Origin of the sequence: Bacteroides sp. RTP31139st1_H2_RTP31139_211217 (genome assembly GCF_040227615.1) — a bacterium.
Lineage (GTDB): Bacteria > Bacteroidota > Bacteroidia > Bacteroidales > Bacteroidaceae > Bacteroides > Bacteroides uniformis.
On sequence record NZ_JBCNZM010000106.1, the window covers coordinates 2,756 to 16,062 of the forward strand.

Sequence of the window (13,307 nt, forward strand, 5' to 3'; positions counted from 1 at the left end):
GATTTTACAGTGAAGCTGACGGATGGGAAAAGCATTACCCTTTCGGAACTTCTTGGGAAGGTGGTCATGTTGCAGTTTACCGCAAGCTGGTGTGGAGTGTGCCGTAAGGAGATGCCTTTCATTGAGAAGGATATATGGCTGAAGCATAAGTCGAATCCGGATTTTATGCTGATTGGCATCGACCGTGACGAGCCGTTGGAGAAAGTGATTGCTTTTGGTAAGTCAACCGGAGTGACCTATCCTTTGGGTCTGGACCCGGGAGCGGATATATTTGCGAAGTATGCGCTCCGCAAGGCAGGTATCACACGCAATGTCCTGATTGATAAGGAAGGGCGTATTGTGAAGCTGACACGTTTGTATAACCCTGAAGAATTTGCTTCTTTGGTGAAGGAGATTGACGGAATGCTTTCTGAATAGTAGGAATAGGCAAGATATAAAAAAGGAAGTGCCCCCTAAAAGTTAGACAAAAACTTTTAGGGGGCACTTCACTTTTATGCTTGTCGGGATAGTTTGGCAAGATAGTCATAATGTGTACCCTCTTTCACCAGCTCTGCTTTGAAGCCGTTTTCGGCAGCATAGATGCTCAGGGTCTGAAAGTCGATATAGAGCCAGTCAAAGGAGTCGCCTTTGACATTCTTGTATTGCATCTGGAAGTCTACCTCTCCGTAGTAATCACCGGCAAGGTTGATAACAATACTGCCATCTTCCTCTTCGAACAGATAGCTCAGGTTGCTGGAATCCATTAAAACACAGCCTCCAGGCCGGAGCAGCAGCTTCATCTTCCGGAAAAAATCAGGCAGATTCTCCAATTTTCCGATAATGCCGGAACCGTTCATCAGCATTAGGATAGTGTCGTATTCATCGGCAAACTGTTCATTGAACAGATTGGTTTGTGACACGCTACGCACACCTCGCTGCTTCATCACTTCCACGGAAAGCGGGGAAATGTCGATGGCATGGACCTCTTTTCCGGCTTCTTGCAGGGTAAGGCTATGGCAACCGCTGCCGGCACCCACATCCAAAATCCTTCCGGTTGCCATTTGCAGAGCAGTACGCTCCAGCAAGGGCATTTGCTTTTCTGTGCGGAATAGCTCTTCGACGGGAATTTCGTCCTCATCGAATTGTGAAGAGAACACGCGTAGGCGGTCGGCTTTATGCCGTTTGAAGTAATCGGCTATGGCTGCGCCCATCGGGTCCTTGTCGGCAGGCAATAAGGCTGTATTTATCATTTCTTATGTCTGTTAGCGCGTTTGCGGCGGATTTCTGCTTTCATTTTGGCTGAGGCGGAACCGTGTTGCCCGGTAATGTAGGTTTTCTTCTTGGCTTTGGTCTTTATCTTGTTTTCTTCTTTAGGTTTGTCCTTTTTGCCTTTGAAGACAATACCACCCATCATCGCTTCTTCTATACTCATATATTTCGTTGTTTTAGTGATGTAAAATATCATTTCTCCGGCAGTACCTCAATCCAATAGTCATCCGGGTCATTGATAAAGTACAGTCCCATTGCAGTGTTTTCGAAGCATACCCATCCGTTTTCCTTATGGTATTGGCGTATGGCGTCGTAATTGCCGGATACGCGGAAGCAGAGGTGACTCTCGTTCTCTCCTAATTCGTAGGCTTGTGGGTGCTCCTTCAAGCAGGTCAGTTCCAGCAGAAAGCCGGTACTGCCGTCGGTCAGATAGACCAAAGTGAAAGAGCCGTCGGACGACTCTTTCCTATGATGTTCTTTCAGCCCCAGTGCCTTTTCGTAGAATGCGATGCTACGTTCCAGGTTGGTGACATTGATATTAAAATGGTCGAATTTACTTTTTATTTCCATTTGTTTATTCCTGATTTGATTATTTACAATTTGCAGTCTGCGTGTGCGGTCATTTGACCATTGCTTTCAGAATTTCGCCTACATACGTGCGTGGCATACCTTCCATCGTTGCCGGTGAAGGCAGCTTCTTACATTCCAGAATGACCGTAGGCTCTGTCTGTCCCGTAGGATAGAAACGGATGGTATAGCTTTCTGCTTTTTCCATTTGTTCATACGGTTGGTCGGGCGACAGTATGCTGAATACAACTGGTTTGCCGTTGACTTTGCCCAAAGAACCTCCGGAGTTTGCTGTCATCATGGTCATGTTGAAAGGCTCTTGGCCGATGACGATAACCAATTTGCCTGCTCCGGTCTGGATGGCATCGGCTGACAATTGCTCGGGGGCTATGGTCTTGTATTCTTGCTGCTGGCTCTTTTGGGCAGGAACCAGTGCGGCAGGTTTCTTGACTTGGGGCACTTCGATGACTTGGGCATCTTTCACGATGCCTTCGGATGCCTTTTCAGCAGCCTGGGCAGGTTCCACGGTAACTTGTTTCTTCGGGGTGATTACCGTCGGACCGGAATTGACGACAGCTTTCACCTCTTTCTTTTCTTCCTTCTTTTCTTCTACCGGAGCTTTGGCAGTGGTGGCGCTCAATGCTTCTGCTGCTCCCAGGCAAAGGTCATCAACGAAGTCTACGGTTTTTCTGCGCCACTTGGCAAGTCCGCGTACCAGTTTGGTCTTCGCCTTGTTCAAGGCATACTTGTCTACAATCCACTCCTCGGCGGTATATTTTTCTTTTCCTTCGCGGTAGTTAAACCGTATCTTTTCTACTTCGAGCACGCTCTTTTCGGGTTGGCAGGTCACAGTCAGCTGGTAAAGGATTTTGGTACGGTCTAATGACAGAGCCGTAGAACTGAATACAATCCATTCATCCCCGATACCTACAATTTGTCCTTTCTCTTTGTCTGAGAATACTACACGGCTGGTATTTTCATTCTCTTTCAGACGGGCATCCATCCAGCCGAGCAGACGTTCGTAGATTTCATCCTGAGACATGCCGGGGATGCTGAATTCTTTGGTGAATACCACTTTACCGTCCACCTCGGGAACGGCACCAGCCAGATATTTACTGTCGTCCCTATCCTGCGCCTGCAGCATGGCCGGCAGACACAGGCAAAACAGTGTAAAAAGAAGTTGTGTCAAATTTTTCATAATAGTATGTGTTTTAATTATTAATTTACGAGTTACGGGCTACAAGTTGGGGAGTTCGAAACTTTCACCACGGTGTGCGATGCTTAGGAAATGGCATCCCTTGCTCTCGGCAAACTGCCGGAAGGCGTTGCCTCCCTGATAATCTTCGCTGAAGTGCATCGGTACAAATATAGTGATTTTTATTCGTTCCACGAATTGTTCTGCTCCACGCATATAATCTTTTCCGATACGGCTGTCCACCGGAAACATGGCTACATCTACGGCAGGTGCAGTTTGCTGCAGCTCTCTCACTTCGGCCAGAAAGTCACCTTCGGCCTTGCGTATTTCCTGCGGAGTAGATTCCTCGCTCCAGTGCCAGTTGTTTAGGTCACCGGCATGGAACAGTCGCCTGTCCTGCAGGTCTATCAGGAAGGAGATACCCACATCGGTGGAACCGAAGGCTTGGATACGGATATGTTCGTCTTCGTAGGTGTCGCCCTTATTGATATAGGTGGCATCTTCCGCTGAGGCGCGGCGGTGCTTCAGGATGTCTTTGGAGAATATGTAGCGGATGTCGGGCCGCTGTTTTTTCCATGAAAGAACTTCGCGATTGAAGTGGTCGGGATGGAAATGCGAGCATAGTACGTAGAGTACGCCCGGCTTTTCCAAGAGATTGTCGTGCACGATACCTTTATTGAAAACCTCTTCCGAGGAATCTTTATAGTAATCGATAATGACCGTCACTCCGTCCGCTTCAATCGCGAAGCCGCTATGGTAGATGTAATCAAGTTTCATTTACGGATTGAATTATAGCGCAATATTACAAAAAACGCTACACAAACTTCCGGTTTAAGCTGTTATTTTATGCAAAAGCACGCTACATCGGTACTTCTATGAAGAGAATGTGAGAGTCTTTCAGTGTTTCCAGCTCAAAACTGCCGGTTTCGTATACTCCCATTCCGTCACGGCGTGAGAGTATTGTGCCGTCCACTTTGACTTCACCTTCCATTACGAAGATGTATACACCGGAATGCGATTGGTGCATGTGGTAGTCAATCTTCTTTCCGGCTTCTATTTCACCGATAGAGAACCAGGTCTGTTGTAGCAGTCTGGCAGGAGCATCGCCGTCAGGGGATACTATTAGTGCCATTTCATTTTTGCGCAGGAGTGGACGTACGTCGAAGTCCTGGTATGCGGGTGGTGTGTTCAGCTTTTCGGGCATCACCCAGATTTGCAAGAATTCTACCGCTTCAGTGTCACTGCCGTTCATTTCGCTGTGGTAGATGCCGGTGCCGGCGCTCATGGTTTGTATATCTCCCGGAATGATGATGCGGCTGTTCTGATGATTGTCCCCATGTTTCAGTTTCCCTTTCAGGGGAATGGAGATGATTTCCATATTTTTATGAGGATGTGTGCCGAAGCCCTTTCCCGGAGCCACACGGTCGTCGTTCAGTACACGCAAGGCGCCGAAATTCATCCGGCGGGGATTGTAATACTCGTCGAAACTGAAGGTGTGGTGGCTGTCAAGCCAATCATATAGGGAATGACCTCTGCTGTCTGATTTGTCTATAACTTTTTTCATAATTTATTCCTTTTCTTAAAATGGTTTATGTACTAGTAACGCTTTGGAAAGCTATAAAGTTTAAAAACCGATGTCTAAGAATTTATAAATGAGTGGGGACTATGCCTTGACCTCGTTCTCCAGTGGCTTATGGTTCATAAAATCTTTGATGTTCTGCAAGGTTGTCGAAGCAATGTTTGCCAGTGCCTCGCGTGTGAAAAAGGCCTGGTGCGAAGTGACGATGACATTATTGAAGGACAGTAGCCGCGCCAGGGTATCGTCATCAATGATTTTGTCCGATTGGTCTTCATAGAAGTATTCGCTTTCCTCTTCGTACACATCCAGGCCGGCAGAGCCGATTTTCTTGTTTTTTAGTCCTTCAATCAGGGCGTTGGTATGGATGAGTTGTCCACGTCCGGTATTGATAATCATTACTCCGTCCTTCATTTTACTGATGGAATAGTCGTTGATGAGATATTTGGTCTGCTCAGTCAGCGGGCAGTGCAGGGAGATGATATCCGAATTGTGATATAGCTCATCCAGGCTGGTATATACTACTTGATGTTCACGGGCGAAATTATAGTCGGGATAGAGATCGTAGGCAAGAATATTCATGCCGAATCCACGCAGGATACATATCAGTTTCTTGGCTATTTTTCCCGTGCCGATGATGCCCGCTGTCTTTCCGTACATATCGAAACCCAGAAGTCCGTGCAGCGAGAAGTTTCCATCCCGTGTCCGCCAGGTGGCGCGTGGAATTTTACGGTTGAGGGATAACATCAAGGCAACGGTATATTCTGCTACGGCATAAGGGGAGTAAGCAGGGACACGCACTACGGTAATGCCACAGTCGGCAGCTGCCTTTAAATCTACATTGTTGTAGCCGGCGCAGCGCAATGCCAATAATTTCACGCCGTTGTCTGCCATCAGACGGATAACTTCGGCATCGGCAGTGTCGTTCACGAAAATACAGACTGCATCTACTCCTTGGGTTAAAATAACGTTGTGCTTGTTAAGATGCCCTTTATAGTAGCGGAGCTCAAAACCATATACCTTGTTTTTTTCGTTGAAAGATGCTTCATCATAAGGTTTGCTGCCAAAAAATGCGATAGTGTATGCCATGAGATTTGTTGTTTTTTAAATGTTACATAATTATAGGGAGATAACAAGTGGAAAGTTGATATGGTTCAGTGGCCGGAAGGATTCATAAAATGATAATTATTTCCATTTGTTTCATTAGAAACTATTTGGTATTTCAATTAAAGTCTTATATTAGGATAACTTTATGCACAAAACTATTTTTTATGTGCAATATTATTGTACCTTTGCGCCCGAAAACAATTAAAAAAGATTTAGATGAGAAAAATTTCGTTGATTAGCATTGCGATGTTAATCGTTTCAATTCCAACTTTTGCGGGTGGTATCCTGACAAATACAAATCAGCATGTATCTTTTCTTAGAATGTTAGCGCGTGGTGCTTCCATTGATATTGACGGTGTCTATTCTAATCCGGCCGGTTTGGCCTTTTTGCCGGAAGATGGTCTCTATTTGTCTTTGAATGGACAAAGTGCTTATCAGACCCGTAACATAAAAGCGACATTTCCCTTGTTTATTGAAGATGGGAATACACGTTATTATAAAGGAAAAGCTTCTGCTCCTTTCATTCCTAGTTTTCAAGGTGCATATAAAAAAGGAGACTGGACTATTTCCGGTAGCTTTGCTGTTGTAGGTGGTGGCGGTAAGGCATCGTTTGATGATGGTTTGGGTATGTTCGATTCAATGGTGATGGGACAAATCCATACTATTTCGGGTGGTCAAATCACTCCCAATATGTATTCTATCAATAGTGCAATGGATGGAAGCCAGTTTATTTATGGTGTGCAATTGGGGTTGTCGTATCAAGTTAATGATTGGTTAGGTGTGTTTGCCGGTGGACGTATGAATTATTTTACCGGTGGGTATGAAGGATTTCTGACTGCAACAGCACACAGTAATATTCCTACTTATGGTGGCATGGAATTGGTTGGTATCGATTTAGACTGCGACCAGACCGGCTGGGGATTGACCCCTATCTTGGGAGCTGATGTGAAGTTGGGCAAATGGAATATTGGGTTGAAGTACGAGTTTATGACAAGTCTTAATCTCGAAAATAAAACCAAAAAAGCTGAAGTGCGTGCAATGGGAACTGCTATGGGAGATGAAGGGAATCCTTTGGCTGACTATAAGGATGGTGTGAATACTCCGAGTGATATCCCTGCATTATTGACTGCAGCTGTTGGTTATGAATTCTTTCCTACGCTTCGTGCAACGCTGGAATATCACCATTTTTTTGATAAAGCGGCAGGGATGGCCAATGATAAGCAGAAAGCGTTGAAGCATGGCACACATGAAATTTTGATTGGTGCAGAATGGGATATAGCTAAACAGCTGACCATCAGTGGTGGTTATCAGCGTACAGATTATGGCTTGGCTGATGATTTTCAGAGTGATATAAGTTTTTCATGTGACTCTTATTCACTGGGGTTTGGTGCTGCCATCAAAATGACAAAGCATTTGACTATGAATATAGCCTATTTTTGGACAAACTATGATGATTATACAAAGAAGATAAGTGAAACCACCAAGAATGTTTATAGCCGTACTAATAAAGTGTTTGGTCTTGGTGTTGACTATAAGTTCTGATTTCACAATCCTACCTTTATATATTAAGAAGCCGTCTCAAATATCGATTTGAGGCGGCTTCTTTCTTATTTTATATTGGATTAGAAAGAATACTGTACAAGCAGGTTCATACGGTTGGCATGGTTGGTGGAATTGTCGAAGTTGGTGCGCCAGCCACGCAGATATTCAGCGCCTACCTGCATGTTCGGGGTTACGTTCCAGAATACGTTGGCTACGAAATACTGTCCGTAGCGGTAGGTACTTGGCAGGTCGTTGGGATAACCGTCTTCAGAGTAAAGGCGGGACATGCTGTAAGTGCTTGAAAGGAATACCTTTGGAGAAATGTTATATTGTAGACCTGCATACCAGCCCAGCATGGGCAATGCCTGCATTTTGCCTTCCTTTTCGGGATTGGGGACAATATCGACGTTCAGATTACTGATGTCATTCAGGTATTGCCCGATACCTTTACCATAGTTGATTTGTCCGAATGCCTGCCATTTTTTACCGAGGTTAAAGGTCGTTGAGGCTTGTACACCGTATCCGGTGACGCTGGAAGCCTTGTCCCTTTCCGTGCTGGTATATGTCATGCTGCGGATGATACCTCCTACACGCAGATGACTGCTGCTGTTCCAACTGTATTGTGCCGAAGCTGTGAAGTCCGGCATGCGTTGCTGGGCAATTTCGAATTGGCTGCTTGTTGTGCCGTCAACGGCAGGCGCCTCGATGGAAGCTTGGAAACGAAAGTCTTTCAGCCCCTTATAAGTATATGACAATTGTGTAGCGCGGTAGAACGTGGCACCGTTGGGCCCCTGGAAGTCAATGGTGGAGGGGAGGGCGCCTAAGTCCATGAAACCGCCGTAAGTATATCCCACCGTTATATTTCGGAATGACATATAAGCATTCCGTAGCTGGAATGTTTTGTTTCCTCCTCGGAAATTTCCGGCTGTATAGACTGTGAAGTCACCCAATAGCCGGGTGTGTCCGACTAATTTCAGAAAGATAGTGGCCGTACTGGCATCCATTTGAAATTGATTTTTGATTTTACTACTGCTTGGAATGTTGGCAGGAACAAAGTCAATATCATCCACAATACCTCCAAAATCATACTCGCCGGTGGCACGGACATACCCTCCGATACCCAGGGCGAATTTGCCTTGTTTGTCCATCAATAGGAAGCGGGGAGCTTTCGGGTCATGGATGTAAGGCAATTGTGACTCATTCATGATGCGGATAATCTCGTCGCCCGCTTTGTCGATAGTAACTATGACAATGCCGTTGGGGGCTTCGTCATCGATGATCTCTTTTTTTTGTGCATGGATAGTGGACAAGGGAAGTCCGGCTACGCACAACAGAAACATTGTTTTTAAGATTGTTTTCATTTAAGTTAGGTTTTGATGAATGTGCTTTCAACAACTTAAATGAAAAAAGGTTTTGTAGTCTTGGAGGAGGAAAGGAGGTTATTCCGTCAGTATTCTTGCCTTGAATGAAGATCATATGCAAAATTACCCTTACCCTAATTTCCGGAATAACCTCCTGAGAATGTGTGTTAAGTTACTTATTTTTTCATGACGGCATTCCATAGCGCTTTGCGTAGGGTTCCCATGGTGTCGTCACCTTCATAATCCCAGAACATCATGCCTTTCATGCCATTTTTTAATATCCATTCACCTTTTGCGGCAATACTGCGGGGATTGTCGTAACCACAGTAGAAACTGCCGTTTTTGGTGACATAGGGGACATTGCCTTCTGTATCCCAATTTTCGATGACATAGCCGTCATCCTTACTCAGGTTGAGAATATCCCGATAATTGATGCTGCCGCCGGCATTGAAATCGGCTCTTCCGTAGAACGGAATTCCCAACACTAATTTGTCGGCAGATACCCCTGCATTCAGGTATTCGTCTACGGAACGCTGGCAGTCCCAGTAATTACTTGGCTTGTTCAATGCTGATTGATGCTGGGGGGCATCAACCAGATCATAGGCCATGATATTGACGAAATCTACATACGGGTCTACGGCCTTTACATCAATATATTTATAGCCTTCGCCTTGGGGACGCTTGTCCATGCAATAACCTGCATAGGTCAATAGGGTGGACTGCCCCAACGCTGCACGCAGGTCTTTCATCAATAGGGTGAAGTTTTCCACATCTACCAACTCGTCATAGGCATTGCTGCCGAAGGTCATACCGGGAAATTCCCAGTCAATGTCAATACCGTCTATGCCCTCACTCGAAACAAAGGCTTTGCAGTCTTGTGCGAATTGCTTGCGCATTTCCGGACTCTTCGCCAGGGCGGAGAAACCTCCGTCCTGGGAATTGTCAGTATTGGAAACGCTATTGGTAAAAGAGAGTAATATCTTCACATGTGGATACTGGCTCTTTATTTTCTTTACCTTATCAAAACGGGATTTATCACCTTGCAGGCCAAACTTTTCATAAATTCCGTTTTTAACATATAATTCTGCAAAAGCGTAGTTTATGTGGGTCAGGTATTTGGCATCGGGTATGGATGTGCCATAATAAGTGACGTAGCCCAATGCAACCCGGCCTGCAACCTGCTCGGCCATTTCGGTCTCGTTGTCTTCATTTCCCGGAGCTGGCAGTCCGGGCATGTAGTCGTCATTGTGACATGCGGCTACTAGAAAGACAGTAGCTATTATAAATAGCAGTTTCCTTTTCATAGAGAGTGCATATTATTCAGAATCGGTTTCTGCTTCAGTCTTGAAATAAGCATACCAGCCGCTGTCGTCCCAATCCACACCACCGCTATACTTGCCGGGATGATAGATTGTGATATAGTTCTCATCCAGTGTCAGCAGCCAAAATTTGTTGCTGCCTACGCTTTGTCCGTTGTCGTCATAATTTCCTCCGATGGTGGGGATACTTGTTATCAGTTCACCCAGTACTCCGTCTTCCGGTTTTTCGTGTGTGAAGGAGAAAGTACCTTCTGCCTTCAGGTTTCCGCTGGCATCATAGGTTTTCATCTTGTTTCCGTCGAATTCGAATACCATGGACTGGTCTCCCGCTTCGGCGGCAGTGACATTGGCCCACCAGGCAAAATTTGATTCGGGAGTATAGCCTGCACTGGTATATTTCCAGCCTCCATGAGCCCCCATATTGCAGACGGAACCCCAGCTGACTTCACGGAATTTCCAGGTCTTCTTGGCAGATTTGTCACTCTTGTCGGTTGCACCGGTGAAGTAAGTGGACCAATCGTCGAATACATTGGTCACAGTCACTACAACCGGATCTGTCTTGATAATCTGATTGGCGGAAATGCCCATATAGTAGATGGAATAGTCCGCATTGGACTCCATGATGACCGTAGCGTTGTCCGTGACCAGAGTCTTACTTTGTTTACTTCCTTCGCCCCCCCATTCTATGTGCCATGAACCGCCAATGTCCGGGCGGGAGTTTTTCAGGGCTATATACTGGTCGCCTTCCACTACTCCGTCTTGGTTGGGGAAGGGTTGGGTAATGGATATGGCGGCTTGTAATGCCTCTTTGGTTATGGGTGTACCGGCATCAGTCACATATTTGTCTCGCAAGTCTTCGTCTTCGATAGGATCGCATGCAGTAACGATGAAGGCTGAAGCAAGCATTGCTATCAATATTTTTGTTACTTTCATATTGTCTTTATTTATAGGTTAATACTCTTACATATTGTTCCAATCCGAGAACTGGGCAGATGCATCCCAGCCTGGATTCTGCTCAAGGACTCCATTGGAGATGTCGATTTCGTCTTGCGGAATGGGCCAGTAGCCTTGGGTTGCTTGTAGGCGTTTCTTATAGTCGAATTTTACCATCGGTACCACCGTAGCGGCATTTATTATATTGAACCCGGTCTGTTTGTTGAGTATGTCACCGGCTTCCTCAAGCGAAGGACCCGACCAGCGAAGGATATCCCACCAGCGGATGGACTCGAATGCAAGTTCCCAGCGGCGTTCCTGCTTGATGGCTTCCAGGGAGTAGGCCACCGGAGCCAAGTGGGAGCGGGCACGTACCTTGTTCAGACCCGTAGCGTCTTGTTTCAGCTCGGACTGCATGAGCAGGACGTCGGCAAAACGGATATGAATCAAGTCGGCTATTTGGAGTAGCTGTTGGGATGTCTGCGAAGATATTCCGGGGAACATCTGCTTGCCGAAAGGTTCGATTTTGCCTTCATTGTAGGAATTGATATTGATGTATTTTTTCTGGAAATAGCCGGTTTGTTCATAGTAACGATAGGATACGGTATATTCCGGTTCACCCTCGTCCATGGTGCAGTCCATCAGTACATTGCCGGCAACATTCGGATCAAGTGCTTTGTACGACCATATGGAACCGGTCAGACGGGGATCCTCCTTGTAACCGTCCGTATAGGTCTGCTTGGCGGCCCAGTCTTTCCATTCGTTGACCATAGCCGGAGATACAGGGCCAGCTCCCCAACCGGTGCCGAAGGGATAACTGTCTTTGTTGGAATAGTTGTCGGCAGACGGTGAATAGAATTGCGCGCATGTGTTGGAGAACCAGGTATAGGTCCAGTCGGATTTCAGGTTATGCTTGTTGGCGAATAAAGTTTCGTCGGAACTGTTTCCTTCCCATTTCAGGTTATGGTTGATAACGTATTGGTAACGGAACCCTCCGGTATTGTCTTCGGTAGCATCGTTGGTGTAGGCCCAGATGTTGCGTTGGTCGGACACCAGTTTATGACCGGAGTTGTTTACACAGTCATCTATCCAAGAGATGACCTCCTCTTTGGTAGTTCCGTTGGGGAGCTCGTTTTTTTCGTAGCGTCCGGTATAGAAAAGGAATACACGTGCCATCATGGCTTCGGCAGCATATTTTGTAGCGTGTCCGGTCATGTCTGAGCCTTTCGGATAAATCTTTGCCGGCATCATTTCGATAGCGTTTTTCAAGTCGGCTGCAATCTGGGTGTAGATTTCGTCTACGGATGCACGCGGCAGGTTGGTACTTTCCAGTGTGGTGCGTAAAGGAACTCCGCCAAAGACTTGTGCCAGCTCATAATAAGCCATGGCACGTAGGAAGTAGGACTCACCGAAAAGTCGGTTACGTTCGCTCTCGCTGGACCATGATTTCACATTCTCCATTGTGTTGATGGCATTGTTGGCACGGTTGATAAGGGTGTAGCAACGGTCCCAGATACCGGCAAATGTATTCAGATTGCCACTGTACATAAGGAAGTTGGTGGCACAGTTGTTGGAGTAGGAGAGGTTGCCTCCCAGACAGTCGTCACCTGCCAACTGGGCAATGTAATACTGGGAAGAGGTTTCAGGACTTTCAAACAACAGATGGGCGTATATGGCCGTCACCATCTCTTGGGCATCCTTTTCTGTCTCCGGGAAGTTGGCGGTTGTCTTTTCGGTCAAAAGTTCCGAATCGAGGAAGTTTTCGCATCCTGAAAGAAGAATCAGTATTGCTGATGCTATGAATAATATCTTTTTCATAATTTCTTCGGTTAATTAGAATTTTACATTTAAGCCTATCATATAGGTACGTGCACTGGGGTAGTAGCCCAGGTCGATGCCTGATGCCCAACCATAATCGTCGCCACCGTAACCGATTTCCGGGTCCATACCGGAATAGCCGGTGAAGGTAAAGAGGTTCTGTGCGGTCAGATACAGGCGCAGCTGTTGTACCGGTAACTTCTTGAATGCTTTCTTGAAGTCGAATCCCACAGTGATGTTCTTTATCTTGAGATAGTCTCCATCTTCGATGTAAATGTCTGATACTCTGTTCCAGTTGGAGCTGGAAGCGCTGGACAGTCTCGGGAACTTGTTGGACGTACCTTCGCCGTGCCAGCGTTGGAATATCTCTGCTGTATAGTTATTCAAGGGTGAGGAGGAGAAGTCACGATAACACTTCAGAATCTGCTGGCCGAATGCGCCGTAAGTAGTGATTGAGAAGTCAATGGCCTTCCAGCTGGCATTCAGGGAAAGTCCCATTGTCAGGTCGGGATTCGGGTTACCTATCATAGTACGGTCATTGGCATCGAGCGTACCGCTATTGTCGGTGTCTGCCCAGATTACGTCACCCGGCTGTGTCTTGTCGCCGTTCAGTTTCGGACCTTTGTAGTTGTCTATCTGTT

The 13,307-nt window shown here is 46.3% G+C and carries 13 protein-coding genes and 1 pseudogene; 2 read left to right on the top strand and 12 right to left on the bottom strand.

Annotated elements, in window-relative coordinates; translation table 11 throughout:
- The coding region (locus ABUA47_RS16285) for a TlpA disulfide reductase family protein (protein WP_349831766.1) at positions 1–417 on the top strand (417 nt) is incomplete at its 5' end.
- A 74-nt stretch (positions 418–491) separates the two neighbouring features.
- On the opposite strand, the gene ABUA47_RS16290 is transcribed toward ABUA47_RS16285, so the two are convergent.
- From ABUA47_RS16290 to ABUA47_RS16320, 7 genes are all read right to left on the bottom strand, one after another.
- Positions 492–1,229, bottom strand: coding sequence for a class I SAM-dependent methyltransferase (locus ABUA47_RS16290; RefSeq protein ID WP_035448866.1), 738 nt, complete (start codon positions 1,227–1,229; stop codon positions 492–494).
- Entirely contained in the window at positions 1,226–1,411 is a 186-nt protein-coding gene (locus ABUA47_RS16295) for a hypothetical protein (protein ID WP_008664928.1), read from the bottom strand. Before ABUA47_RS16295 ends, ABUA47_RS16290 begins: the two co-directional genes overlap by 4 nt.
- 29 nt (positions 1,412–1,440) lie before the next feature.
- Positions 1,441–1,818 carry a VOC family protein gene (locus tag ABUA47_RS16300; protein WP_005832456.1) on the bottom strand — a complete coding sequence of 126 codons (378 nt, stop codon included), beginning with the start codon at positions 1,816–1,818 and terminating at the stop codon, positions 1,441–1,443.
- A gap of 49 nt (positions 1,819–1,867) precedes the next feature.
- The gene (locus tag ABUA47_RS16305; protein WP_035448863.1) at positions 1,868–3,013 is read right to left on the bottom strand and encodes a DUF4468 domain-containing protein; all 1,146 of its coding nucleotides are present in this window, start codon (positions 3,011–3,013) and stop codon (positions 1,868–1,870) included.
- Positions 3,014–3,052: 39 nt separating this feature from the next.
- The gene (locus ABUA47_RS16310) at positions 3,053–3,787 is read right to left on the bottom strand and encodes an MBL fold metallo-hydrolase (RefSeq protein WP_117945564.1); all 735 of its coding nucleotides are present in this window, start codon (positions 3,785–3,787) and stop codon (positions 3,053–3,055) included.
- Between the two features lie 82 nt (positions 3,788–3,869).
- Entirely contained in the window at positions 3,870–4,574 is a 705-nt protein-coding gene (locus ABUA47_RS16315) for a pirin family protein (RefSeq protein ID WP_005832454.1), read from the bottom strand.
- Positions 4,575–4,673: 99 nt separating this feature from the next.
- Positions 4,674–5,675, bottom strand: a complete 1,002-nt coding sequence (locus ABUA47_RS16320) for a 2-hydroxyacid dehydrogenase (RefSeq protein WP_035448859.1) — start codon at positions 5,673–5,675, stop codon at positions 4,674–4,676.
- 234 nt (positions 5,676–5,909) lie between these two features.
- On the opposite strand from ABUA47_RS16320, the gene ABUA47_RS16325 reads away from it, so the two are divergent.
- Positions 5,910–7,235, top strand: a complete 1,326-nt coding sequence (locus ABUA47_RS16325; RefSeq protein WP_349824464.1) for a hypothetical protein — start codon at positions 5,910–5,912, stop codon at positions 7,233–7,235.
- A gap of 80 nt (positions 7,236–7,315) precedes the next feature.
- On the opposite strand, the gene ABUA47_RS16330 is transcribed toward ABUA47_RS16325, so the two are convergent.
- From ABUA47_RS16330 to ABUA47_RS16350, 5 genes and pseudogenes are all read right to left on the bottom strand, one after another.
- Positions 7,316–8,596 (bottom strand): hypothetical protein, encoded by a 1,281-nt coding sequence (locus ABUA47_RS16330; RefSeq protein ID WP_035448856.1) that lies wholly within the window; start codon positions 8,594–8,596, stop codon positions 7,316–7,318.
- Between the two features lie 176 nt (positions 8,597–8,772).
- Complete coding sequence (locus tag ABUA47_RS16335; RefSeq protein WP_016274290.1) at positions 8,773–9,900, bottom strand: glycosyl hydrolase family 18 protein; 1,128 nt, start codon at positions 9,898–9,900, stop codon at positions 8,773–8,775.
- A gap of 12 nt (positions 9,901–9,912) precedes the next feature.
- Positions 9,913–10,848 (bottom strand): hypothetical protein, encoded by a 936-nt coding sequence (locus tag ABUA47_RS16340; RefSeq protein WP_016274291.1) that lies wholly within the window; start codon positions 10,846–10,848, stop codon positions 9,913–9,915.
- A 27-nt stretch (positions 10,849–10,875) separates the two neighbouring features.
- Complete coding sequence (locus ABUA47_RS16345) at positions 10,876–12,666, bottom strand: RagB/SusD family nutrient uptake outer membrane protein (protein ID WP_117588504.1); 1,791 nt, start codon at positions 12,664–12,666, stop codon at positions 10,876–10,878.
- A gap of 15 nt (positions 12,667–12,681) precedes the next feature.
- Positions 12,682–13,307: pseudogene (locus tag ABUA47_RS16350) on the bottom strand (SusC/RagA family protein); the annotation flags it as partial.

Excerpts from the sequence above, each read along its gene's own strand:
- ABUA47_RS16290 (WP_035448866.1), bottom strand. The coding sequence starts at position 1,229 with ATGATAAATACAGCCTTATTGCCTGCCGACAAGGACCCGATGGGCGCA.
- ABUA47_RS16295 (WP_008664928.1), bottom strand. The coding sequence starts at position 1,411 with ATGAGTATAGAAGAAGCGATGATGGGTGGTATTGTCTTCAAAGGCAAA.
- ABUA47_RS16300 (WP_005832456.1), bottom strand. The coding sequence starts at position 1,818 with ATGGAAATAAAAAGTAAATTCGACCATTTTAATATCAATGTCACCAAC.
- ABUA47_RS16305 (WP_035448863.1), bottom strand. The coding sequence starts at position 3,013 with ATGAAAAATTTGACACAACTTCTTTTTACACTGTTTTGCCTGTGTCTG.
- ABUA47_RS16310 (WP_117945564.1), bottom strand. The coding sequence starts at position 3,787 with ATGAAACTTGATTACATCTACCATAGCGGCTTCGCGATTGAAGCGGAC.
- ABUA47_RS16315 (WP_005832454.1), bottom strand. The coding sequence starts at position 4,574 with ATGAAAAAAGTTATAGACAAATCAGACAGCAGAGGTCATTCCCTATAT.
- ABUA47_RS16320 (WP_035448859.1), bottom strand. The coding sequence starts at position 5,675 with ATGGCATACACTATCGCATTTTTTGGCAGCAAACCTTATGATGAAGCA.
- ABUA47_RS16325 (WP_349824464.1), top strand. The coding sequence starts at position 5,910 with ATGAGAAAAATTTCGTTGATTAGCATTGCGATGTTAATCGTTTCAATT.
- ABUA47_RS16330 (WP_035448856.1), bottom strand. The coding sequence starts at position 8,596 with ATGAAAACAATCTTAAAAACAATGTTTCTGTTGTGCGTAGCCGGACTT.
- ABUA47_RS16335 (WP_016274290.1), bottom strand. The coding sequence starts at position 9,900 with ATGAAAAGGAAACTGCTATTTATAATAGCTACTGTCTTTCTAGTAGCC.
- ABUA47_RS16340 (WP_016274291.1), bottom strand. The coding sequence starts at position 10,848 with ATGAAAGTAACAAAAATATTGATAGCAATGCTTGCTTCAGCCTTCATC.
- ABUA47_RS16345 (WP_117588504.1), bottom strand. The coding sequence starts at position 12,666 with ATGAAAAAGATATTATTCATAGCATCAGCAATACTGATTCTTCTTTCA.